At 67.6% G+C, this 23,331-nt stretch carries 25 protein-coding genes; 9 read left to right on the top strand and 16 right to left on the bottom strand.

The window, feature by feature from the left end:
• The 6 genes from HLA95_RS05295 to petA form a co-directional block, all read right to left on the bottom strand.
• Positions 1-792: an HpcH/HpaI aldolase family protein gene (locus HLA95_RS05295; protein WP_191060101.1), complete on the bottom strand. Its 792-nt coding sequence runs from the start codon at positions 790-792 to the stop codon at positions 1-3.
• Positions 793-796: 4 nt separating this feature from the next.
• Positions 797-1,798 (bottom strand): inositol 2-dehydrogenase, encoded by a 1,002-nt coding sequence (iolG, locus tag HLA95_RS05290; protein WP_191060100.1) that lies wholly within the window; start codon positions 1,796-1,798, stop codon positions 797-799.
• 51 nt (positions 1,799-1,849) lie between these two features.
• Complete coding sequence (locus HLA95_RS05285; protein ID WP_222182707.1) at positions 1,850-3,271, bottom strand: amidase; 1,422 nt, start codon at positions 3,269-3,271, stop codon at positions 1,850-1,852.
• Positions 3,272-3,383: 112 nt separating this feature from the next.
• Positions 3,384-4,154, bottom strand: a complete 771-nt coding sequence (locus tag HLA95_RS05280) for a cytochrome c1 (RefSeq protein ID WP_191059745.1) — start codon at positions 4,152-4,154, stop codon at positions 3,384-3,386.
• Between the two features lie 3 nt (positions 4,155-4,157).
• On the bottom strand, positions 4,158-5,453 hold the full coding sequence (locus tag HLA95_RS05275; RefSeq protein WP_191059746.1) for a cytochrome b: 1,296 nt from the start codon (positions 5,451-5,453) through the stop codon (positions 4,158-4,160).
• A 76-nt stretch (positions 5,454-5,529) separates the two neighbouring features.
• Positions 5,530-6,084: a ubiquinol-cytochrome c reductase iron-sulfur subunit gene (gene petA, locus HLA95_RS05270; protein ID WP_191059747.1), complete on the bottom strand. Its 555-nt coding sequence runs from the start codon at positions 6,082-6,084 to the stop codon at positions 5,530-5,532.
• Between the two features lie 149 nt (positions 6,085-6,233).
• On the opposite strand from petA, the gene HLA95_RS05265 reads away from it, so the two are divergent.
• From HLA95_RS05265 to HLA95_RS05250, 4 genes are all read left to right on the top strand, one after another.
• The gene (locus tag HLA95_RS05265; RefSeq protein WP_223861513.1) at positions 6,234-6,779 is read left to right on the top strand and encodes a tRNA (cytidine(34)-2'-O)-methyltransferase; all 546 of its coding nucleotides are present in this window, start codon (positions 6,234-6,236) and stop codon (positions 6,777-6,779) included.
• On the top strand, positions 6,776-7,612 hold the full coding sequence (hemF, locus tag HLA95_RS05260) for an oxygen-dependent coproporphyrinogen oxidase (protein ID WP_191059749.1): 837 nt from the start codon (positions 6,776-6,778) through the stop codon (positions 7,610-7,612). Before HLA95_RS05265 ends, hemF begins: the two co-directional genes overlap by 4 nt.
• A gap of 40 nt (positions 7,613-7,652) precedes the next feature.
• The gene (gene ppa, locus HLA95_RS05255) at positions 7,653-8,192 is read left to right on the top strand and encodes an inorganic diphosphatase (RefSeq protein ID WP_191059750.1); all 540 of its coding nucleotides are present in this window, start codon (positions 7,653-7,655) and stop codon (positions 8,190-8,192) included.
• A 157-nt stretch (positions 8,193-8,349) separates the two neighbouring features.
• Positions 8,350-8,802: a CBS domain-containing protein gene (locus tag HLA95_RS05250; protein ID WP_191059751.1), complete on the top strand. Its 453-nt coding sequence runs from the start codon at positions 8,350-8,352 to the stop codon at positions 8,800-8,802.
• 28 nt (positions 8,803-8,830) lie between these two features.
• On the opposite strand, the gene HLA95_RS05245 is transcribed toward HLA95_RS05250, so the two are convergent.
• From HLA95_RS05245 to HLA95_RS05210, 8 genes are all read right to left on the bottom strand, one after another.
• On the bottom strand, positions 8,831-10,348 hold the full coding sequence (locus HLA95_RS05245) for an ABC transporter substrate-binding protein (protein WP_191059752.1): 1,518 nt from the start codon (positions 10,346-10,348) through the stop codon (positions 8,831-8,833).
• 33 nt (positions 10,349-10,381) lie between these two features.
• Positions 10,382-11,341, bottom strand: a complete 960-nt coding sequence (locus tag HLA95_RS05240; protein WP_222182705.1) for an ABC transporter ATP-binding protein — start codon at positions 11,339-11,341, stop codon at positions 10,382-10,384.
• Complete coding sequence (locus HLA95_RS05235; protein ID WP_222182703.1) at positions 11,338-12,321, bottom strand: ABC transporter ATP-binding protein; 984 nt, start codon at positions 12,319-12,321, stop codon at positions 11,338-11,340. The genes HLA95_RS05240 and HLA95_RS05235 overlap by 4 nt, the downstream gene beginning before the upstream one ends.
• Positions 12,318-13,130 carry an ABC transporter permease gene (locus HLA95_RS05230; protein WP_370467476.1) on the bottom strand — a complete coding sequence of 271 codons (813 nt, stop codon included), beginning with the start codon at positions 13,128-13,130 and terminating at the stop codon, positions 12,318-12,320. Before HLA95_RS05230 ends, HLA95_RS05235 begins: the two co-directional genes overlap by 4 nt.
• A 23-nt stretch (positions 13,131-13,153) precedes the next feature.
• A complete protein-coding gene (locus HLA95_RS05225) occupies positions 13,154-14,092 on the bottom strand; it encodes an ABC transporter permease (RefSeq protein ID WP_222182701.1) in 939 nt (312 codons plus the stop codon).
• A gap of 15 nt (positions 14,093-14,107) precedes the next feature.
• Positions 14,108-15,040, bottom strand: a complete 933-nt coding sequence (locus HLA95_RS05220) for a proline iminopeptidase-family hydrolase (RefSeq protein WP_191061323.1) — start codon at positions 15,038-15,040, stop codon at positions 14,108-14,110.
• Positions 15,040-15,933 carry a proline iminopeptidase-family hydrolase gene (locus HLA95_RS05215; RefSeq protein WP_222182699.1) on the bottom strand — a complete coding sequence of 298 codons (894 nt, stop codon included), beginning with the start codon at positions 15,931-15,933 and terminating at the stop codon, positions 15,040-15,042. The genes HLA95_RS05220 and HLA95_RS05215 overlap by 1 nt, the downstream gene beginning before the upstream one ends.
• 188 nt (positions 15,934-16,121) lie before the next feature.
• On the bottom strand, positions 16,122-17,036 hold the full coding sequence (locus HLA95_RS05210) for a proline iminopeptidase-family hydrolase (RefSeq protein ID WP_191059690.1): 915 nt from the start codon (positions 17,034-17,036) through the stop codon (positions 16,122-16,124).
• Between the two features lie 160 nt (positions 17,037-17,196).
• Here HLA95_RS05210 and HLA95_RS05205 point away from each other — a divergent pair, with 160 nt between their 5' ends.
• A complete protein-coding gene (locus HLA95_RS05205) occupies positions 17,197-17,703 on the top strand; it encodes a DUF1993 domain-containing protein (protein WP_191059691.1) in 507 nt (168 codons plus the stop codon).
• Between the two features lie 54 nt (positions 17,704-17,757).
• Here HLA95_RS05205 and HLA95_RS05200 read toward each other — a convergent pair whose 3' ends face one another.
• Both HLA95_RS05200 and HLA95_RS05195 read right to left on the bottom strand, forming a co-directional pair.
• The gene (locus tag HLA95_RS05200) at positions 17,758-18,645 is read right to left on the bottom strand and encodes an alpha/beta fold hydrolase (protein WP_322100107.1); all 888 of its coding nucleotides are present in this window, start codon (positions 18,643-18,645) and stop codon (positions 17,758-17,760) included.
• 221 nt (positions 18,646-18,866) lie between these two features.
• A complete protein-coding gene (locus HLA95_RS05195; RefSeq protein WP_191059693.1) occupies positions 18,867-19,763 on the bottom strand; it encodes a LysR family transcriptional regulator in 897 nt (298 codons plus the stop codon).
• A gap of 208 nt (positions 19,764-19,971) precedes the next feature.
• Here HLA95_RS05195 and HLA95_RS05190 point away from each other — a divergent pair, with 208 nt between their 5' ends.
• From HLA95_RS05190 to HLA95_RS05175, 4 genes are all read left to right on the top strand, one after another.
• Positions 19,972-21,474 (top strand): FAD-binding oxidoreductase, encoded by a 1,503-nt coding sequence (locus tag HLA95_RS05190; RefSeq protein ID WP_191059694.1) that lies wholly within the window; start codon positions 19,972-19,974, stop codon positions 21,472-21,474.
• 371 nt (positions 21,475-21,845) lie between these two features.
• The gene (locus tag HLA95_RS05185) at positions 21,846-22,601 is read left to right on the top strand and encodes a calcium-binding protein (protein ID WP_191059695.1); all 756 of its coding nucleotides are present in this window, start codon (positions 21,846-21,848) and stop codon (positions 22,599-22,601) included.
• Positions 22,602-22,642: 41 nt separating this feature from the next.
• Positions 22,643-22,894 carry a hypothetical protein gene (locus tag HLA95_RS05180; protein WP_191059696.1) on the top strand — a complete coding sequence of 84 codons (252 nt, stop codon included), beginning with the start codon at positions 22,643-22,645 and terminating at the stop codon, positions 22,892-22,894.
• Positions 22,895-23,071: 177 nt separating this feature from the next.
• Positions 23,072-23,331 (top strand): helix-turn-helix domain-containing protein (locus HLA95_RS05175; RefSeq protein ID WP_222182697.1); only part of this gene is annotated, 260 nt, incomplete at its 3' end.

The raw sequence follows: 23,331 nt of genomic DNA, 5'->3' as shown, positions 1-23,331 counted from the left end.
TCAGTAGGTCCCGCCGCTGCCGCCGGGTGCGGGACGATCCTGCATGGCGGCAGCGACATTGGCCGCCTCGGCCGCCATGAACCGCGCATCCGAGCCGACCGTCACCAGGTCGAACCCGGCGGCGATCATCTTCTTGGCATAGGCCGCCGAGCCGTTGTGGATGCCGGCCTTGAGGCCGTGCGCCTTGACCCGCGCGATGATGTGCCGGATCGCATCCACCACCGCCGGCTCCTCGGGATCGAAGCGCGGCGGGTAGCCCAGCGAGGCGGCCAGGTCGGATGGGCCGACATAGACCGCGTCCAGACCGGGCACGCTCAGGATGTCGTCGAGATTGGCCAGGGCCTCGTGGGTTTCGATCATGGCGAACGCCACGATCTCGTCGTTGGCCTTGGTGGGATAGCTCGGCCCGTGCGCGTAGAGGGCCCGGATCGGCCCGAAGCTGCGGGTCCCCTGCGGCGGGTAGCGCATCACCGACAGGAAGGCCTCCGCCTCCTGGCGGTTGTTCACCATCGGGCAGATCACGCCCATCACCCCGGCATCCAACATGCGCTGGATGATGCCGGGCTCGTTCCACGGCACCCGGCACAAGGGGGTTGTTTTGGTGGTGGCGACTGCCTGGAGCATGGTGACCGCCGTCTGGTAGTCGGCCACCCCGTGCTGCAGGTCGACGGTCAGGGTGTCGAAGCCCTGATGCGCCATGATCTCGGCGGAAAAGGACGAGGGGATCGCCAGCCAGCCGTTCAGTGCGGCCTTGCCTTCTGCCCAAATCTGCCGGAGCCCGTTCGGCTGCATCCGCTCAGCTCCCTTTCAGCTCGATGGTTTTGCCGGAGTTCAACGCTTCGAGCGCCGCATCCGCAAGCAGCAGGGCACGCCGGCCGTCCTCGAAGCCGACCGGGACCGGCTTGCCCTCGGTCACCGCATCGATGAACGCATCCAGCTCGGCGCGGTAGGCCTCGGCATAGCGCTCGATGAAGAAGTCGAGCAGGGGATCCTGGGCCTCGGTCACGGCCTTGCCCCAGCGGCGCAGCGTGGTGGCCCGGCGATTGCCGACCTGCAGCATGCCCTTCTCGCCGAACGCCTCCAGGCGCTGGTCGTAGCCATAGACCGCGCGGCGCGAGCAGTTGATGTGGACGAGGGCGCCGGATGCGGCCTTGAGCGTCACCATGGCGGTGTCGATGTCGCCCAGCCGGCCGATCTCCGGATCGACCATGACCGAGGCCATCGCCGACACCGCGACCGGCTCCTCGCCCAGCATGAAGCGCGCCAAGTCGAAATCGTGGATCATCATGTCGCGGAACAGGCCGCCCGACACCTTCAGATAGGCGGCGGGCGGCCGGCCCGGGTCGCGCGAGGTGATCACCAGGAGCTCGAGCCGGCCGATCTCGCCAGCCGTGAGTGCGGTGCGGACCGCCTCGAAGGACGGGTCGAAGCGCCGGTTGAAGCCGATCTGCACGATGGGCGAGAGCGGCTGGATCTCCCGCCAGCAGGCATCCACCCGCGCGATGTCCAGGTCGATCGGCTTCTCGCACAGGATCGCCTTGCCCGCCCGGGCGGCCCGGGTGATCAGGTCGATATGGGTGTCGGTGGAGGACGCGATCAGCACCGCGTCCACCTCGCCGCTGCCCAGCAGCTCGTCGACGTCGCGCGCGGCGGGGCAGCCATGCTTCGTCGCCACCGCGTCCGCGGCCGCCGGCACCACGTCGAACACGGCGGCGAGCTTTGCGCGCGGATGGCTCGCGATCGCGTCGGCGTGCATCCGCCCGATGCGCCCGCAGCCGAACAAGCCGAACCGGACCATGCCGCCTCCCTGGGTCTTCTTGCCTCTGGCGGACAGGTCTAGCAGCGGTGCTCAGGAAGCGGGAGGCTTGGGATCGATCGGCACTGCCCCGGCCAGGCCCAGCGTGTCCTCGATGGCGGCGGCATGGCGCAGGAGCCCGGCCTCGTCGCGCGGCCGCCCCACCAGCTGCAGGCCGACCGGCAGGCCCGCGCGCGTGAAGCCACAGGGAATGCTCATCGCCGGGCAGGCGGTGAGCGTGACCGCATAAGCAATCGCCACCCAGTCGATATAGCTCGGGAAGCGGTGGCCGTTCAGCTCCGCCAGGTAGCGGATGCCGTGCGCGAAGGGCGGGACGATCGCCGTGGGGGTGAGCAGCAGCTCGTGCTCGGCCATGAAGGCCGCCGCTCGGCGCTGCAGCTCGCCACGCGCCCGCTGTCCCTGGCCGATCCTGTCGGCATCCAGCGCCATGCCCTGCTCGATGTTCCAGACCACTTCCGGCTTGAGCTGGTCGCGGTGGTCGCGCAGCAGCGGGCCGTTGTCGGTCGCATACTTGGCAGCGCGCAGGACGGTGAAGATGTCGGTGGCATCCGACACGTCCGGCTGGGCCTGGCTCACGGCGACGCCGGCCGCGCGCAGCCGCTCCACCGCCGCCTGGCAGACCGACACGACCTCCTCGTCCACCGGGGTGATCCCGCCCAGGTCCGCCGAGAAGGCGAGCCGTGCCGGCAGGCGGGGCTCTGCCACCGCGCGGCGGTGCTGGTCGGGCTCGGACGGCCAGGACAGCGGATCGCGCGGGTCGTGCCCGGCCATCACGTCGAGGAACAGAGCGAGGTCACGCACGTCGCGCGCCATGGGGCCTTCCGCCAGCAGCGTCTGGAAGGGATCACGCTGCGGCCCGGCCGGCACCCGGCCGGGCGAAGGGCGGAAGCCGACGATGCCGCAGAACGAGGCGGGCGTGCGCAGGGAGCCGCCGAGATCGGAGCCGGTGGCCAGCCAAGCCTCGCCGGTCGCGAGCGCCACGGCCGAACCGCCCGAGCTGCCGCCGCAGGTCCGGTCGGTGTCCCAGGGGTTCGAGGTGACGCCGAACACCTCGTTGAAGGTCACCGCACCCGCGCCGAACTCGGGCGTGTTGGTCTTGCCCAGCACGATCCCGCCGGCCGCCTCGATCCGCTCGACCAGGTAGTCGGACGTCTCCGGCACATGGTCGCGCCAGATCGGCGAGCCGTAGGTGGTGCGCACGCCCGCCACGTCGACCAGGTCCTTGACCAGCACGGGGAGGCCCGCCAGCGGGCCACGCTGCTCCGGTGCCAGGCGCTCAAGCCGCTCGGCATGAGCCAAAGCGCGCTCCCGGCAGAGCGTCGGCACCGCGTTCACCTTGGGCTCGACCTGGGCGATCCGGTCCAGGGCGGCATGGATCGCCTCGCTCGGCCGAAGCTCGCCGCCACCCAGGGCAGCCGCCATCGCGCGGGCGGAACGGCGCCAAAGATCCTGCATGATGCGTCTCCTTCTGCCGACCGGGTGCAGCAGGACAGCCCGAAATGCAACGGGGCCGCATGAAGCGGCCCCGTCGGTTCGATGGTGGAGTCGGGGAAAGGATCGGCTGACGTCAGTGGACGTCGGCCCAGACCTTCCGCTTGTAGAGGTAGAGCAGCACGGTCAGCACGATCAGGAACAGCATGACCTTGATGCCGGTCTGCTTGCGCTCCTCCATCTTGGGCTCGGCCGCCCAGGCGAGGAACTGGGTGACGTCGCTGGCCATCTGCTCGACCGTGGCCGAGGTGCCGTCGTCATAGGTGATCTGGTCCGGCATGAGCGGCGGCGGCATGCCGATCCGGTGGCCCGGGAAGTAGTGGTTGTAGTACTGGCCCGGCGCCAGCTCCTCCTCGCCGGCCGGCGGGTCATCATACCCGGTCAGCAGGGAGAAGAGGTAGTTGTCGCCGTCATGGCGCGCCTTCGACATCAGGGAGAGGTCGGGCGGATAGGCCCCGCCATTGGCGGCACGGGCCGCCTGCGGGTTGGGGAACGGCGAGGGCATGGTGTCCGAGGGCCTGGCCGGCCGCTCGAACATCTCGCCATTCTCGTCAGGCCCGTCGGTCACCGTGTAGGCGGCCGCCAGCGCCTTGACCTCGTCCTCGTTGAAGCCGAGGTCGCTCAACGCGCGGAAGGTCACGTACTTGGCCGCGTGACAGGCGTGGCAGACCTCCTGATAGACCTTGAAGCCACGCTGCAGGGCAGCCCGGTCGAAGGTGCCGAAGAAGCCGTCATGCGGCCAGGAGATCTGCTTGGGCTCGGCCGCGCCCTCGGCCGCCTGGGAGCCGGCGGACCACAGGGCGACGCCGGCGGCGACCAGGAGAGCGGATAGTTTCAGGAGACGCATCACTTACTCCGCCGGCTGAGCGGCAGCGCCGTGGGACAGGACCGGCTTGCCGATGCTGTCCGGCAGCGGGCGCGGACGCTCGAACTTGCCGAGCAGCGGCATGATCACCAGGAAGTGGACGAAGTAGTAGAGCGTCGCGATCTGGCCGACCAGCACGACCGTCGGCGTGGGCACCTCGCCGCCGGCCCAGTGCAGCACGATCACGTCGATCACGAGCAGCCAGAACACCCACTTGTAGATCGGCCGGAACGTGGCGCTGCGCACCCGGCTGGTGTCGAGCCAGGGCAGGACCAGCAGCACCAGGATCGAGCCGAACATCGCGATGACGCCCATCAGCTTCTCGGTGATGCCGAGGTAGCCGAAGATCGCCAGCGGCGTGAACAGGCTCTCGTACACGGTCGAGCGCAGGATCGCGTAGAACGGCAGGAAGTACCATTCCGGCACGATATGGGCCGGCGTCACCAGCGGGTCGGCCGGGATGTAGTTGTCCGGGTGGCCCAGCGAGTTCGGGTAGAAGAACAGGAAGTAGGAGAAGAACAGGAAGAACACCGACAGGCCCAGCAGGTCCTTCACCGTGTAGTACGGATGGAAGGGGATCTTGTCCTTCTTGCTGACGTCGATGCCGACCGGGTTGTTCGAGCCGTGGGTGTGCAGGGCGATCAGGTGCAGGAACACCACGCCGACCAGCACGAACGGCAGGAGGTAGTGCAGCGAGAAGAACCGGTTGAGCGTCGGGTTGTCGACCGCGAAGCCGCCCCACAGCCAGGTGACGATCGGGTCACCGACCAGCGGGAAGGCCGAGAACAGCGAGGTGATGACCTGGGCGCCCCAGAAGCTCATCTGGCCCCAGGGCAGGACGTAGCCCATGAAGGCGGTGGCCATCATCAGGAGCAGGATGACCACGCCCAGCATCCACAGGAGCTCGCGCGGCGCCTTGTAGGAGCCGTAATAGAGCCCGCGGAACATGTGGATGTAGGTCACGATGAAGAACATCGAGGCGCCGTTCGCGTGGGCGTAGCGCAGCAGCCAGCCATAGTTCACGTCGCGCATGATCCGCTCGACGCTGTCGAACGCCATGTCGGCATGCGGCGTGTACTGCATCACCAGCACGATGCCGGTGATGATCTGCAGCGTCAGCATGACGCCGGCCAGCGAACCGAAGTTCCACCAGTAATTGAGATTGCGGGGCGTCTGATAGACGACCGCATCGTTGTAGAGCGCACTTACGATCGGAAGCCTGTCGTCGATCCAGCGGAGCAAACTGCTCTTGAAGACGACTTTTCCGGAGCCCGCCGCCATGTTCGTCCCTTTGCTCGCGGTCTTGCGCCTCGGTCGGTCCCCCGGGCGCCACCGCATCCACTTCTTGTACGTCGGCTCAGCCGATCCGGGCCACGGTGTCGGAGATGAATTCATACTCCGGCACGGGCAGATTGGTGGGTGCCGGGCCCAGGCGGATCCGCCCGGAGGTGTCGTAATGCGAGCCGTGGCAGGGGCAGAACCAGCCGCCGAAGTCGCCGCGGTCGTCGGTCGACTTGTTGCCGAGCGGCACGCAGCCGAGATGGGTGCAGTTGCCGCCGACGATCAGGAAGGCCTCCTTGCCGGCCTTCACCCGCTCCTCGTCGGCCTGCGGGTCCTTCAGCGCGGAAAGCTGCACCGCCCTCGCCTCCTCGATCTCGGCAGGCGTGCGATGGCGCACGAAGGTCGGCTTGCCGCGCCACATCACGGTGATGCCCGAACCTTCCGGAACCTGGGACACGTCCACCTCGGTGGACGACAACGCGAGGACGTCGGCCGAAGGGTTCATGCTGCTGATGAGCGGCCACACGATCGTACCGGCGCCGATCGCGACCGCCGACCACGTGACCACGTCGAGCACGTCGCGCCGGGTGGCGCCGCCGCTCTCGCCGTGTCGAACCGTCGTATCGGCCATGTGAATGCGCCTCTCCATGGGGGCATGTAGGAAAGCGGGGCGGAAGATACGGAGGGTGCAGCGCCCCGACAAGCGACGATCGGTCGCACAAGTCCATGAAGGTGCTCGCAAATTTCGTCAGGCACGAATCACTCCAGGAAAGCGCGGACGTGGAGCGGCAACAAATCGGCATCGACATCGCCATGTACTGCCCGGACCAGGCAGGCAATGTCGGTGCCGCGGCCAGACTCGCGGCATGCTTGGGCATCGGCCTGCACATCATCGAACCCTGCGGCTTTCCGCTGGACGACCAGCGGATGCGGCGGGCCGGCATGGACTATCTCGACCTGGCAGCACTGCGCCGCCACCAGGACTGGGCCTCGTTTCGGGCAGCACTGGCCAACGGCCCGGAGGGAACGCCGCGTCGCATGGTCCTGTTGAGCACGCAGGCCGCGTGCCGCTACGACCGCTTCGCGTTCCGGAGGACCGACATCCTCCTGCTCGGCAGCGAGAGCGCTGGCGTCCCGCCGGAAATCCGTGCACAGGCCGGAGCCCGCGTGCGGATCCCGATCCGCCCGCAGGCCCGTTCCTTGAACCTAGTCGTGGCAGCCGCCATGGTCGCGGCCCACGCGGCGCAGGCGACCGGCCTCTTCGACGGGATCGAGCGGGAGCGGCAGGTGCCGGAAGTGGACCCAGGACGGGGACGGACGAGGTGAGGGACGACGACGAGCGCTGTGGCCGCGCGCGCGCCTGGTTCGAGGCGCTGCGCGACCGGATCTGCCAGGCCTTCGAGGCGATCGAGGACGATTATGCGCCGGGCGAGGCGCCGATGCGCTTCGAGCGGCGCCCCTGGCAGCGCGAGGGCGGCGGCGGCGGGATCATGGCGCTGATGCGCGGCCGGGTGTTCGAGAAGGTCGGGGTCAACGTCTCGACCGTGCACGGCAAGTTCGCGCCGGAGTTCGCCAAGGCGATCCCGGGTGCCGCCGAGGATCCGAGCTTCTGGGCGTCCGGGATCTCGCTGGTGGCGCACATGGTCAACCCGCACGTCCCGCCCGCGCACATGAACACGCGGCACATCGTGACGACGCGGCGCTGGTTCGGCGGGGGTGCCGACCTGAACTCGATCATCCCGATCGCCGAGGACACGGCCGACTTCCATCTGGCGCTGCAGGATGCCTGCGACCCGTTCGATCCGGAGCGCTACGCCCGCTACAAGGCCTGGGCCGACGACTATTTCTTCATCCCGCATCGCGGCGAGACGCGCGGCGAGGGCGGCATCTTCTACGACTACCTGGAAGACGATTTCGAGCGCGACTTCGCCTTCACCAAGTCGGTGGGCGAGGCGTTCCTCGACGTCTATCCGCGGATCGTGCGCCGGCGGATGCACACGCCCTGGACGGAGGCCGACAAGCAGTTGCAGGCCGTCAAGCGCGGCCGATATGTCGAGTTCAATCTGGTTTACGATCGCGGCACCCAGTTCGGGCTCAAGACCGGCGGCAACCCCGAGGCGGTGCTCATGTCGCTGCCGCCTTCCGCCGCCTGGCCGTGATCACTACTTCACCCTCACGCCGAAGAACCGAGGCAATTCAATGGATATCGAGCGCATCCCCCCGGGCAAGAACCCGCCGCACGAGATCAACGTCCTGATCGAGGTGCCGCTGCGCTCCGACCCGATCAAGTACGAGTACGACAAGGAGAGCGGCGCGATCTTCGTCGACCGCTACCTGTACACGACGATGTTCTACCCGTGCAATTACGGCTTCATCCCCAACACCCTGTCCGAGGACGGCGATCCCCTGGACTGCATGGTGGTCGGGCGGATGGCGGTGATGCCCGGGGCCATCCTGCGCGCACGCCCGATCGGCGTGCTGAAGATGGAGGACGAGGCCGGGATGGACGAGAAGATCCTGGCCGTGCCGGACGACAAGATCACGCAGATCAACAACAAGGTACAGAACTACCTGGACATTCCGGAAATCGACATCAAGCGGATCCAGCACTTCTTCGAGCACTACAAAGACCTCGAGCCGAACAAGTGGGTCAAGGTGTTGGGCTGGGGCGACGTGGACGAAGCCAAGGTGGTGATCCTGGAAGCCATCGAGCGCGAGAAGAACCGAAAAAACGGATGATTAGTCTTCTGTCATAGTATTGTACAACTCGGTCCGGATCTTGACTTCAAGATCCGGATCCGTGACATTGACTCCCCTGGAAGCCGTTGACGGGCCATTCCATGGGACCAGGGAGATCCCGGCCGGTCGATGCCCATGCTTCCCAGGGAGGAACGAGGTGCAGCGACGGATCATCCCCGACCTCGTCAACGGCAGGCAGGAACTGATCATCCTGCCGCGCGCCGCCACCGTCGCCGAGGCGGCCTTGCGCATGTACCGCCTGGGCGTGGACGCGGTGCTGGTAGCTGAGCGCGACCGCCTGCTCGGGATCTTCACCGAGCGCGACCTGACCCGCTGCATCGCCTTCCAGCTCGAGCTGTCGACCACCCCGCTGGGCCTGGTCATGACCCGCGCCCCACAGACCGTCCGCCCCCAGGAAGCCCCTTCGGTGGCGCTGGAGCGGATGCGGGCCGGCCGTTTCCGCCATCTCCCGGTGGTCGACGAGGGCCGGCCGCTGGGCCTGGTGTCGGTGCGGGATCTGTTCGCGCTGGTGCGTCCGGAGCCGGACGACGAGCCGCGCGATCGCGCGGCCCGGCCGAGCCCGGAGAGCTACGACGCGGTCGCCGCCTGAGCGACCGCGCCGCCTCCGGACCGGGGGCTCAGTTCTTCACCGTGTCTTCCAGGAAGAACCGGCCGAGCGGGTTCTGGTAGAAGTTCTCGATGTTCTTGCGCGAAACGTTGACGAACGGGCTGTAGTACAGATCGATCCAGTGGACGTCGTCCTTGGCGATGACCTGGATCTCCTCGTACAGCGACGCGCGCTTGGCCGGATCCATCTCGATGCGGGCCTGATCCACCAGTTCCTTGACCTTCGGATTGTTGTACCGGGTCATGTAGTTCATGTTGGTGTCGTGGCCCAGCACGAAGGTCGTCTTCTGGTCCGGGTCGATGACGTCGTTGGTCCAGTAGTTCTCGGCCAGGTCATACTCGCCGGCGACCTCGATGTCCCAGGCGGTGCTGGGGTCGACCTTTTGCAGGTTCACGGTCACCCCGGCCTTGGCGAGCTGCTCCTGGATCAGGACCGCGGTCTGTTCCCAGGTCTGCGCCCCCGCCTCGACCAGATAGTTCAGGGTGAGGTCGCTTTCCCCGGCCTCGGCCAGGAGCTGCTTGGCCTTCTCCGGGTCGTAGGGCCGCTGCAGGTTGTCGTCATTGTGATAGAGCGCGCCGCGCGGCACGTAGGAGTTCGCGACCTCGCCCACGCCGAAGGTCACGGTGTCGACGATCGCCTGCTTGTCGATCGCGAAGTCCAGCGCCTGGCGGACTTCCTTCTTCGCCAGCGCCGGATGCTCGTGGTTCAGGAGCAGATGGTCCTCGCGGGTGGACGGGTCCTTATGCACGGTGAGGTCGGGGTTCTTCTCCAGCTCGGCCACGCTGGAGAACGGCACGAAGATCGCGGCGTCCAGCTCGCCCGCCTGCACCTTCAGCATCCGGGTATTGTCGTCCGGCACCGAGACCCACTCGACCCCGTCCAGCTTGACCTTGTCCGCTTCCCAGAACTCCGGGTTGCGCTCCAGCACGACCTTGTCGCCGCGGATCCACTCCTTGACCTTGAAGGCGCCGGACGCGACCGGCATCTCGCCGAAGCCGATCTCGTTTGCCTCGACCGCTGCCTTGGACAGGACCGAGACCCCCGGCATGGCCAGCGAGGCGAGAAACGGCGCCGACGGCGCGTTCAGCGTCACCACCAGCGTCCGGTCGTCCTTGGCTTCCGCCGACTTCACCACCTGATAGCTGTCGCTCCACAGCGATTCCTCGCTGTCACGGATGCGCAGGATCGAGAAGGCCGCGTCCTCCGCCGTGATCGGGCTGCCGTCGGAGAACTTCGCGTCCCGCATCTTGAAGGTGTAGGTCAGCCCGTCCGGCGACATCTCCCAGCTCTCGGCCAGGCCCGGCACCAGTTCCTTGCCGCTCTTGTCGACCCGCACCAGCACGTCGTGGACGTTCATGAACACCCAGAAGTCGACGTTCTGCGCGGTCTTGATCGGGTCGAACGTGGTGCCGTCCTCGCGCCGGCCGATGGTCAGGACGCCGCCCTCGGCCAGCGCCAGGCTCGAGCCCAGCACGCTGCCGGCGAGCAGGGTCACCAGGGCCAGGGCATGAATGGTGCGACGTCTCATCGATTCGACCTCCCTATGAGATGGCAGCGGCCCTCAGGCGGGCACAGATGCCGGACGATAAAGCAGGCATGCGACCTCGCGGCCCTCGACCGGCAGCAGCGGGGGCGGCTGCCCTCCGGCGCAGTCGGCAAAGGCCCTGGGGCAGCGGGGATGGAGCGCGCAGCCGGCCGGCAGGCGCAGGGGGCTCGGCGGCTCGCCGGCCAGGATCGCCTCGGGCAGCGGCCGGTCGGGGTCGATCTCCGGGATCGCCCGGATCAGCGCGTCGGCATAAGGGTGCAGTGGGCGGCCGAACACCTGCTCGGTCGGCCCCTCCTCGACGATCCGGCCGAGATACATGACCGCCACCCGGTCGCATAAGCGCCGGACCAGGGCCAGGTCGTGGGCGATGAACACCAGCGCCAGGCCGATCCGCTCCTTCAGCTCGATCAGCAGGTTGATGATCTGCGCCTGGATCGAGACATCCAGTGCCGCCACGCACTCGTCGGCGATCACCAGCTTCGGCTCGATCGCCAGGGCGCGCGCGATCCCGACCCGCTGGCACTGCCCGCCGGACAGGCTGCCCGGCCGCCGTGCGGCGAACTCCGGGCGCAGGCCGACCATGGTCAGCAGCTCGGCGACCCGCCCGGCCACGCCGGCACGCGGCACCTTGCCGTGGACGCGCAGCACCTCGGCCAGCGTCTCCCCCACGGTCAGGCGCGGGTTCAGGGAGTTCAGCGGGTCCTGGAAGATCATGGCGGTCTGCCGGCGCAGCGCCGCCCAGGCCGTGCGGCTCTCCACCGCCTCGCCGGAAAAGCGCAGGCTGCCGCCGGAGAGCGGGGTCAGGCCCATCATTGCCCGGCCGAGCGTGCTCTTGCCGCAGCCGCTCTCGCCCACCAGCCCCAGCGTCTCGCCCGGCCGCACCGTCAGCGACACGCCGTTGACCGCCCGCACCGTCCCGCCGCTGCCGCGGAACTGCACCACCAGGTCCTGCGCTTCCAGCAGTGGCGCGCTCATCGGCCGAACTCCAGGACCGGGGCCTCGATCGGGTAGAGGCAGGCCGCCTCGCTGCCATCGCCCTTGGCTTCCAGCGGCGGCACCACTTCCCGGCAGCGCGGCTGCATCCGCGAGCAGCGCGGGTGGAAGCGGCAGCCCGGCGGCATCGCCCCCACCAGCGGCGGCTGGCCCAGGATGGTCGGCAGGACGCCCTGGCCCCCGCCGCTGGCCGGCTGGCAGCGGATCAGGGCCGCGGTGTAGGGATGGTGCGGGCTGGTGAGGACCCGGCGCTTGTCGCCCTGCTCGGCGATCCGGCCGGCATACATCACCGCGATCCGGTCGCAAGTCTGCGCCACCACCCCGAGATCGTGGGTGATGAGCAGGATCGCCAAGCCGCGCTTGTCGCGCAGGTCCAGCAGCAGGCGCAGGATCTGCGCCTGGATGGTGACGTCCAGGGCGGTGGTCGGCTCGTCGGCGATCACGAGCTGCGGGTCGCAGGCAAGGGCGGTCGCGATCATGGCGCGCTGGCGCATGCCCCCGGACAGCTCGTGGGGGTAGTTGTCGATCCGCGCCGCTGGGTCCGGGATGCCGACCTGGCGGAGCAGCTCGATCCCGTGTGCCCGGGCTTCCCGCCGGGACAGGCCTATATGGTGGCGCACCGCCAGGCCGATCTGGTCGCCGATCCGCATGACCGGGTCGAGATGGCTGGACGGGTTCTGGAAGATCATGCCGATCCGCCGGCCACGGACCTTGCCCATCGCCAAAGGGTCGAGCCCGACCAGTTCCTGGCCTTCGAGCCGCACCGAGCCCTTGGTGATCGCGAGCGAGCCCGTGGGCAGGAGGCCGATCACCGCCCGGCAGGTGACGGTCTTGCCCGACCCGCTCTCGCCGACCAGGCCCAGCACCTGGCCTTGTGCCACCTTGAAGCCCACGTCCTCGACCACGCTGCCGCGGCCGGACATGACGGTCAGTCCCTGAACGTCGAGCAGGGCATCGCTCATTCGCGCACCCCCAGGAGCTCGCCCAGCCCGTCGGCCAGGAGCGAGAAGCCGAAGGCCAGCACTACGATCGCCAAGCCCGGGAAGGTGGTGATCCACCAGGCAGTGGTGATGAAGCCCTGCCCTTCCGCGATCATCAGGCCCCATTCCGCGGTGGGCGGCTGCACGCCCAGGCCTAGATAGGAGATCGCCGCCCCGTTCAGGATCACCAGCACCGCGTCCGACATGGCGAACACGATCGAGCCGGTCAGCGCGTTGGGCAGGATGTGGCGGAACAGGATCCGACCATGGCCGAAATCCAGGCTCTTCGCGGCCAGCACGAAGTCGGCATGCTTGAGCACCAGCACCTGCGCCCGGATCAGCCGCGCATAGGAGACCCAGCCGACCAGGGCCATGGCGATGTAGAAGCTGGCCAGCCCCGGCCCCAGCACCGCGATGATCGCGATCATCAGGACCAGGAAGGGGAAGGCCAGGACGATGTCGACCAGCCGCATGAACAGATTGTCGACGATTCCGCCGGCATAGCCCGAGACGGCGCCGATGCAGGTGCCGATCAGGAAGGGGAAGATCACGCCGAGAAAGCCGATCTGCAGGTCGATCCTGGCCCCCCAGATCACCCGGGACAGGATGTCCCGGCCGAAATTGTCGGTGCCCAGCCAGTGCGCTGCGGAAGGCGGCTGCAGCTTGACCGTCAGGTCCTGCGCGATCGGGTCATAGGGCGCGATCCAGGGTGCCCCTGCGGCCAGCACCGCCCACGCACCTACCAGCAGCACGCCCAGCACCAGGGGCACCGGCAGGCCCGGGATACGCAGCCGCGGCCTCGCCAGCGCCACGCTCACAGCCGGATCCGCGGGTCGATGGCGACGGTCAGCACGTCGGCCAGGAAATTGATCAGCACGGTCGCCACCGCGAACGCCATGGCGATCGCCTGCACCACCATGTAGTCGCGCGCGAAGATCCCGCGCACCAGGAGCTGGCCCAGGCCCGGCAGGGAGAACACGGTCTCGACCACCACCGAGCCGCCGATCAGCCAGCCGATATTGACCGCCAGCAGGTTGATGGTCGGCACCAGCGAGTTCGGCAGGACGTGGCGACGGAAGATCACCCGCTCGGGCAGGCCGCGAGCACGCGCCGCCGTGGCCTGGTCGGAAGCCATCTCGGCGATCATCGAGGCGCGCAGGTTGCGGGTCAGCACCGCGGAGAGCGCCAGCGCCACGGTCAGGCAGGGCAGCACCATGTGGTGCAGCCGGTCCAGCCACGTGTCGCCGAAGCCCGCCACCGGGAACAGGCCCAGGTTCACGCTGAGCAGGATGATCAGCATGATGCCGAGCCAGAAGGCGGGCAGGCCCAGCCCGGCGGTCGAGACCAGCCGGATCGCATGGTCCAGGGGCCGGCCGCGGTTTCGCGCCGCGGCCGAGGCCAGCGGCACGGTGATCAGCAGGGACAGGATCACGCTGCCCACCACCAGCAGCACGGTCGGCAGGATCCGGTTGGCCATCAGGTCGAGCACGCCGATCTTGAACACGATCGAGCGGCCCATCTCGCCCTGGGACAGGTTCTGCAGGAAATAGAGATATTGGGTCCAGAGCGGCTCATCGAGCCCGTACTGGGCGCGGATCTTCGCCAGGGCCGTGGGCGTCGCCCGGGTACCGAGCAGGAGCCTCGCCGGGTCGCCCGGGATCGAGCGGATCAGCACGAAGGTGATCACGCTGATCCCGAACAGCACGGGGAGGAGCTGCAAGGGCCGCCAGAGGACGAAGCGGAAGCGGTGCATGGTCAACCGTCCGGCTCAGCCCGTCGCCCGCTGGCGGCCGAGGAAGTCCAGCAGGGTCTGGCGATAGGCCTGCGGCTCCTCGTAGAAGGCCGAGTGCGAGCTGTTCTGGAAGATCCGGATCTCGCCGTTCGGCAGCGCATTGAAGATGCGCATGCCGCAGGCCGGCGTCAGCACGTCGTGCTGGCCCTGGATCACCAGGGTCGGCCAGGTGAAGCGATGGAGCTGGTCGATCCGGTTCCAGGTCCGGATCGAGCCGGTATAGTGGTACTCGTTCGGCCCCTGCACGGCGAGGAAGATCGGGTAGTTGAAGCCGGCCTTGCTGTCGGCGGCGGGCTTGGGCCGTTCCGGCAGGCGGCGGATGTGACGAAAGTCGAGCAGGTCCACGACCGCCTGGTAGGCTGGGTGGTCGTAGTTCCCCATCGCCTCGAACCGCTGCATCATCTGCACGGTCTCATGACCCATGGCCCCGCGCAGCCGCTCGATCTCGGTGAGCAGATGCGGGATGTCGGCCGCGGTGTTGGCCAGGATCATCGAGGCAATGCGCTGCGGGTAGGTCAGCGCATACTCGATCCCACACCAGCCGCCCCAGCTATGGCCGAGGAAATGGATGCGCTTCAGGTCCAGTGCCGCCAGGACCGCCTCGACCTCCTCGACATAACGCCCGAGCGTCCAGAGCGACGGGTCGTCCGGATGATCCGAGGCGCCGGTGCCGAGCTGGTCGTGGACGACCATCCGGTAGCCCGCCTCCACCAGCGGCAGATGCGGAGCGCGCAGATAGTTGCAGGGCAGACCCGGGCCGCCGTTCAGGAGGAAGACGGTCTCGTCGCCCTCGCCATAGGAATAGACCCTGACCTTGTGGCCGCCGCCGACCGCGACCTCATGGGTCGCATCCGCCGGCCGGTCGTCCCAGACGACGAAGCCGTCCGCCAGGACCGAACGATCGTACATCAGCGGCCCCGGTGCTTTTCGAGGAAGGCCAGCAACGCCGGGTAGTAGGCGTGCGGCTCCTCGTAGAACGGCATGTGGCTGCTGTTCGGGAAGCAGTGCAGCTCCGCATCCGGCAGCGCCAGCTTCATCTTGAGTGCGCAGGCCGGGGTCAGCTCGTCATGCTGCCCCACCGTGATCAGCGCCGGCACGGTGATCCGGTGCATGTCCGGGATGCGGTTCCAGTCCTTCAGGTTGCCGGTGTAGAGGAACTCGTTGGGCCCCTGCATCGTCACGTAGGGGCCCATGTTCCAGCCATCCAGCGAGCGCTTGACCGGGGCCGGCCACTCGTCGAGCCGGCAGACATGGCGGTAGTTCAGGATGGTGACCGCCGCCTGGTATTCCGGATGGTCGAGCGTGCCCTCGGCCTCGTGGCGCTGCATCATCGCGACCGTCTCGGCACCCAGGGCCGAGCGCAGCCGCTCCAGCTCGCTCACCAGATGCGGCATGTCCCCGACCGTGTCCTCCAGGATCAGGGTCTTGAGCGCGTCCGGATATGTCAGCGCATACTCGATGCCGAGCCAGCCGCCCCAGCTATGGCCCAGCAGGTGCACCTTGCCCAGGTCCAGCGCCCGGCGGACCTGCTCGGTCTCCTCGACATAGCGGCCGATCGTCCAAAGGGCCGGATCGGTCGGCTGGTCGGCCTTGCCGGTACCGAGCTGGTCGAACGCCACCACCCGGTAGCCATGGTCGATCAGGCAGGAATGAGCCTCGCGGAGATAGTCGCAGGCGAGCCCCGGGCCGCCGTTCAGGCAGAACACGGTCTCGTCGCCACTGCCGAACTCGTAGGCGACTACCTTGAAGCCGCCGTCGATCCGCACCTCGTGGATCCGGTCCGGCTCGATCTCACGCCACATCGAAACGCCTCTCCTCGTCCCTGCCGGCTCGCCCGGGCCGCACATCATGCAAGTTCATGCAAATTTCAGGCAAAGCATGGACGGCCGCGGCCAGCCTCGCACGATGCCGGAAATTCCGCCACCACGTCTGCCGGACAGCCATGCCCATGCCAGGCAAAACGCACCCGCCATGGCGGATCGCCGCAATGTCAGGCCGGCGCGTGCCCCGCCCGGTCCTGCTCGTCCAGGAAACCCGCGACCAGTTCCATGCAGGCTTCGCGCTCCTCGACATGCGGCATGTGGCTGGACTGCTCGAAGATCGTCCAGCGCACGTCGGGGATCTCATCGGCGAACGGCTGCACCACCTTCGGCGTCGCCTCGTCATGGCGCCCGGAGATCAGCAGCACCGGCACCTGGATCCGGCCGAGCCGGCCGATCACCGACCAGTCCTTCAGCGTGCCGATCACGTGGAACTCGGACGGGCCGTTCATGGTGAAATAGACGGTCGGGTCGTCCTCGATCGCCTTGAAGGTGCGCACCACCTCGTCCGGCATCGGCACCACCCGGCAGACATGGCGCTCGTAGAAGGCCAGCATCGCCTGCTGATATTCCGGGCTGTCTGCCGTCCCGGCCGCCTCATGGCGCAAGAGGGTCGCCTGCACGTCCGCCGGCAGCTCCGCGCGCAGCCGGTTCGCCTCCTCGACCCAGAGCCGCATCGACGGCGGCGAGTTGGCGATCACCAGCGAGCGCAGGCCTTTTGGCTGGCGGATCGCATGTTCGGAGCCCAACATCCCGCCCCAGGACTGGCCGAACACATGATAGCCGTTGGCGATGCCCAGATGGCGCAGGAGATTGTCCAGCTCGTCCAGGAACAGCTCCACCGTCCAGAAATCCGCACCCTTCTCGGGCAGATGGGTGGAGCGGCCGTTGCCGAGCTGGTCGTAATGGACCACGGCCCGGCCGGTCGCCGCGATGTCCTTCAGGGAATCGACATAGTCGTGGGTGCAGCCCGGGCCGCCATGGAGCACGACCAGCGGCGGGCGGCCGTTCTCCAGATCACCGGTCACCCGGTACCAGGTATGCCACGCGCCGAACGGCGCGCGGTCCTCGCGAACCATGCTCATGAAAGCGTTCCAGTCCCAACCCCTGCCCCAGACTTAGCGGTACCACCCGGGCATTGGCTATCCGGAAGAGCCGGCGATGGGCGAGGCGGCCTACCATCGGGGGCCGGGGCTACCGACATGAGGACGGAGCGCGTCATTCATCCGAAGGGAACTGCTCCCGATGAGCCTGTCGATCTACGAGGCGTCCGTCCCGGTCTTCATCCACGGCATGCGCAATCTCCAGGCGATCCTGGCCAAGGCCGAGGCCCATGCCGGCGACCGGGGCGACCCGCCTTCCGTGCTGATCGAGGCGCGTCTCGCTCCCGACATGTTCCCGCTCAACCAGCAGGTCCAGCGGGTCAGCGACACGGCCAAGGGTGCGGCGGCCCGCCTGGCCGGCCAGGAGGTCCCGAGCTTTCCCGACACCGAGACGACCTTCCCCGAGCTGCAGGAGCGGCTGGCGAAGACCATTGCCTATCTGGAAAGCGTTCCGGCCGAGCAGGTCGAAGCCGGCGAGCGCCGCGAGATCGTCCTGCGCCCACGCGGCGGGGAGCTGCACTTCGACGGCAAGACCTATCTGTTGAGCTTCGCCCTGCCCAACTTCTTCTTCCACGTCACCACCGCCTACGCGATCCTGCGCGAGCAGGGCGTGCCGATCGGCAAGATGGACTATCTCGGCGGGTTCTGAGCCGGGGGCCGGCTGCCACGGCAGATCGAGCTGCCGGCCCGCTGGATCTTGCGTTCAACGCCCGGCGATCTTCCGGTCGAGGAAATCGTGGATGAGCGGAGCGATCTCGTCGAGCTTGTCCTCCAGGGCGAAATGGCCCGTGTCGAGCAGATGCAGCTCGGCGTCCGGCAGGTCACGCAGGTAGGCGTGCGCACCCGCCGCCGCAAAGATCTGGTCGTTCTCGCCCCAGACGATCAGCGTCGGCGGCCGGCGGTCCCGGAAGAACGCCTGGATCTGCGGGTAGAGCTGCACATTGGTGCGATAGTCGTAGAACAGGTCGAGCTGGATCTCCCGGTTGCCCGGCCGGTCGAGCAGTGCTTGGTCATGGACCCAGTTGTCCGGGCTGATCCGCGTCACGTCCCGGACGCCATCGGTGTACTGGAACTTGATCGCCTCCAGCGTCACCTGATCCGCCAGGACCTGCCGCCGCTCCGCGCTGCCGCTCGCCCAATAGGCCTTGATCTCGTCCCAGAACGCACCCAGCCCTTCCTCGTAGGCGTTGCCGTTCTGGACGATCAGGCCGCTGACGCGCTCCGGATGCTTCAGGGCCAGGCGGTAGCCGACCGGGGCACCGTAATCCATGACATACATGGCATAGCTCTTGGCGCCGAGCTTGCCGAGCAGGCCGTCGACGAGGTCGGCGAAGTGGCCGAAACCATAGCTGAAGCTCGCCCGGTCCGGCGCAGCACTCTGGCCGAAGCCCGGATAGTCCGGGGCGATGACCCGGTAGCGATCCGCCAGGAGTGGGATCAGGTTGCGGAACATGTGCGACGAGGTCGGGAAGCCGTGCAGGAGCAGCACGACCGGGCCATCGGCCGGACCGGCTTCGCGATAGAACAGGTCGACACCATCGACCTCGGTAGAACGATAGTGCACGGTGATGGGCGCGTGAATGGCCGTCACTCCAGTTCTGGACGATGCGGAAGGATCATTCCGGATGATCACCGTAATGAATCCGGCAAACGTCGATCTGTTGTTCATCACTCCGTCACCTGCGCCCGATTGTCGGTACGCATGATCATCCGGGGCGATGCCTGACCATATGTTTCCGCAGCCCGATCGGTTAATGACGCCCTGCCGAAAGGCACTCTTCCGTCAGGCGGAATAATCGCTGCGATTCTCTGTTACTGGATCAGGTCGTTCCTGCGCAGCCGCTCCACCGCCAGATCGACGAACGCCCGCACCTTGGCGGAGACCCGTCGGCCCTCGGCATGCATCACATGAATCGGCCAGGCAGTGTCCTCGTACTCGGCCAGCACCGTCCTGAGGCGGCCGTCCCGCAGGGCCGGGGCGATCTGGTAGGCGAGGACGCGGCTGAGACCCCAGCCCTGCTCGACGGCGGCGATGACCGCGTCGTTGGTATTGCAGAGGAGGCGCGGCCGGATCGTGACGCGCGTCCGGTCCTTCCCCCCGAACTGCCATTCGGGCGACATCCAGGCGGCGGTCGGGGCGATGATCCGGTGATGGGCGAGATCGGCCGGGACCTCCGGGATGCCGTGCCGCTCGAAATAGGCCGGCGCACCGCAGATCACCTGCCGGACCGAACCGACCCTGATGGCGCGCAGATCGGAGGCCGGCAGGTTCCCGATCCGGATGGCCACGTCGATCCCTTCGTCGATCATGTGCACGATGCGGTCGACGAACACGCTCTGCACCGTCACCTGCGGATACATGTCCAGATAGTCGAGCAATATCGGAAGCACGTGCATCTGGCCGAACATCACCGGGGCGGTGACGGTGAGCGTGCCCGAAGGGTCGGCATGGAAGCCGGCTGCCGACGCTTCGGCGTCCGCGATGTCGGCCAGGATCCGGCGGCAGTCCTCCAGGTAGCGCGCGCCCGCCTCGGTGGCCTTGACCGACCGCGTGGTCCGGGTGAGCAGGCGGGCGCCGATGGCTTCCTCCAGCGCCGAGATCACCCGGGTGACCGCAGGCGGGCTCAGGTGCAGCTGGCGGCCGGCCTTGGCGAAGCTGCCCAGCTCGGCGACCTTCACGAATACCCTCATGGCTTGCCAGCGATCCACGGTCGGCCCCCTGCTCCTGCCACGTCGCGTACCGCCGCATCCCTGACCATAGCCCCCGTCGCAAGCAAGATCCGAATTCACTGGGCCTGGATGGACGTCTCACGTGTTTTATTTGGAATATCCGGATCAATCGGACTTTCTCCAGATTGATTGTTGCAGTCCGATACAGGATTATTGAATCACCAGAAATCGTCGGGAACCACCGACCATGAATTCCCCCGTCGTGCCGGCCTCCCGCCGTCGTTTTCTCACGCTCGCCGGTGGCGTCCTGGCAGCACCCCTGGTCCTGCGCCGCACGACGGCCTTCGCCTCGGGTGAGCCGAGCGACGCGGCCTGGGCTGCCCTGGCGGAGATGATGGGCGAAGGCGGCCTCCTGCGCCGTGGCGAGCCCGGCTATCGCGAGCACACCCGCCCGCAGAACCTGCGCTGGGATCTGGATCAGCCGGCAGCGGTGGTGCTGCCGCGTGACCCGCAGGCGATCGGCCGGGCGATCCTGTGGGCGCGCGAGCAGGGCATGCCGGTGGCGGCGCGCAGCGGCGGGCACAGCTATGCCGGCAGCAGCGCTGGGCCGGGCCTGATCGTGAACCTCCGCCGCCTGGACGGCGTGCGCTTCCCTAATCCGGACGGCGAGGTCGTGGAACTCGCCGGTGGTGCCCTGAATGCCGGCCTCTACGCGGCGCTGGCCGACGCATCGCGGGACGAGGAGGCGCTCGCCATCGTCCATGGGCGCTGCTCCGGCGTGGGCGCCAGCGCGTTCCTCATGGGTGGCGGCATCGGCTTTGCCATGCGCCACCAGGGCTTCGGCTGCGATGCCGTGCTGGGTGCGGAGCTGGTCCTGGCCGATGGCAGCATCGTCCAGTGCTCGGCCGACGAGCGGCCCGACCTCTTCTGGGCGGTGCGTGGTGGCGGCGGCGGCAATCTCGGCATCGCCACGCGCTGGCGGATGCGAACCTGGCGGAGCCCGCCGGTCAGCGTGTTCAAGGCGGTGTGGCGCAGCCGCCAGCGCGAGACCCTGGCCGAGCTGTTCCGGGTGCTGGAGGCGGCCCCCGCCTCGGTCGGCTCCAAGATCAGCGTGATCGGCCATGCCGGCGGGATCGACCTGTCGCTCATGGGGCAGGCGATCGCGCCGGAGGGTGCCCTGGAAGACATGGTAGCGGCGCCCCTGGCGAGCGCGGACGAGCACCAGATGGCACGGCTGCCCTACTGGCAGGCCCAGGCGTTCCTGGGGGACATCGGCCACCCGGCCCACTATCACGAGACCTCGCTGTTCGTGCGGCCCCTGGCCGGGAACGATGCGGCGCTGGACCGCCTGATGACCCTGCTCGAACGCCACCCGGCCGCCGCCAAGGGCGAGGGCGCCATCCTGAAGTTCTTCCAGGTCGGCGGCCGGATCGGCGCGCTGGCACCCGACGCCACCGCGATGCCCTATCGCGGCGATGCCTGGCTCGCCGGCACCGAGCTCGAATGGACCGAACGGACCGAGCAGGACGGCCGGCTGGAGCAGGCCCTGGACTGGCAGCGGGCCGCCCATGCCGCCATGCAGGAAGCGCTGCCGGGTGCGCGCGGCAGCTATGTCAACTTCCCCGACGTGAACCTGCCCGACCCGGCCGCCGCCTATTACGGCCCGAACCTGGAACGGCTGCGCGCGGTGCGCCGGGCGGTCGACCCGGACCAGGTCTTCGCGCCGCCGCACCGCCAGGGCATCGGCTGACGGTGCCAGGGTGCGGTCTCCTGCAGGCCGCACGCTGGCGCCACCTCGGAGCTGCACCTCGATCACCGCGGCATCGACTTGCCGTACTCCGACCGCTGTAACCCGTCCGTGCACCACGCGGCCGGCACGCTGCGCATGGCTTGGCGGCCCGACCACGATGCCCCTTCTTCCATGCGATGATCGACGAGGAACTGCAGGCCGGATCCTGGCCGTCTGCTACCACGCCTGTCCCGGCAGCTCAGGTAGCCGCTCGATCCGGCAGTCAGGTCAGCAAGTTGCTATAGTAGCATTAATGACAACTATATAGCGTATTTCTTCAATTTCTGCATAGTCACTTCCACTCCTTGCTATCCCATTCCAAGGATGGACATGTGAATATCATCGCCAATGCCAGCATATCATTAGTCATTCAAGGCAGCATACTGAACGAAGAAATATCCGGAACAGCGGATGATGATGTCATTTATGCAGGCCCAGGTGACGATCTTGTACGGGCACAGGCCGGCAATGACATAATCATTGGCGGCCCCGGCATGGACCGCCTCAATGGCGGCGTCGGCAACGATGTCGTCGATGGCGGGAGCGGGCCGGATCGGCTTTGGGGGGAAGAGGGCGACGATGCCATCCGCGGCGGTGAGGGCGACGACTGGCTCTTCGGCGGACCCGGCGACGACCGTCTCGATGGCGGGGATGGCAATGACCTGCTCGATCCTGGAGCCGGGAACAATGTCGTCCGTGCCGGTGCCGGGGATGATACGATCGGCGTGGAGTACCACGAACTCTTCTTCGACGAATCCGGATCCACCATCTTGCTCGCCGGCGAAGGGAATGATCTCTCCTGGGGAGGAACGCTCGACGACAACATGCGCGGCGAGGCCGGCAACGATGTACTGTATGGCGGCCACGGCAACGACCGCCTCGACGGCGGCGAAGGCGATGATGACCTCTCCGGCAGTGACGGTTTCGACCGCCTCCTCGGCGCGGATGGCGACGACGTGCTTCGCGCCGGAGAAGGTGGCGGCATCCTGACCGGAGGCTCCGGGCGGACCGCTTTGACTTCTTTTTCGATTCTCCGGCCCTATTCTCGGACGATCCAGAGAACTCCTGGCTCGAAGCGAATGTCCTGATCACCGACTTCTCGGCTGGCGACACGTTGGATATCGCCTCGATGTATTACGACGAGCTGCTCGCGGACTTCCTGTTCCATCAGGCGCGGTTTTCTGATCTCGACAGCAACGGTGACGGGCGGGTGGACGGCAGTGACGACAACATCTCGATCGGCCCGGCCTCCTTCATGGGCGAGAGCCGGCCGAGCCTGGTGATCGAGGATGTGGCCGACATTCCGGGCATGGTAACCGGCTTTGGCCATATCACCCTGTTCGGCGTGACCAGCCTGCAGCCCCAGGATGTGACGGGCTGAGCCATCGGAAGAGTTCGCGGCAGCCGCACGACCATGAATGGCCCAGGTCATGCGGCGGCCGCCTCATCCGGCTTCTTCAGCCCGCGTTTACCGGCCTCCTCTCGAGGATCGATCGATTAGGTGTTTGATCCCGCAATGTGGTGGTACAATGGATCACCATGCGGCAAGGGATGCGCTATGGGCCAGGTTCTTCATGGAAGCGCCACCACGACGGAGGCGGTCCGTCGGGCGATCCAGCTACGTCAAGAGAGCGTAAGGGCGGCGGCCAAGCGCTATGGCGTCAGTCCGACCACCATCCAGAAGTGGCGTGGGCGGCCGACAACCAGCGACGCGCGGATGGGTCCGAAGGAGGCCCGCTCGACGGTCCTGACGCCCGAGGAGGAAGCGATCATCGTCGCCTTCCGCCGGCATACACTGCTGCCGCTGGACGACTGCCT

Source organism: Geminicoccus harenae (genome assembly GCF_019800005.1).
Classification (GTDB): Bacteria; Pseudomonadota; Alphaproteobacteria; order Geminicoccales; family Geminicoccaceae; genus Geminicoccus; species Geminicoccus harenae.
Note: the sequence above shows the minus strand (reverse complement) of the source record. Positions and strands in the feature narration are given on the sequence as shown.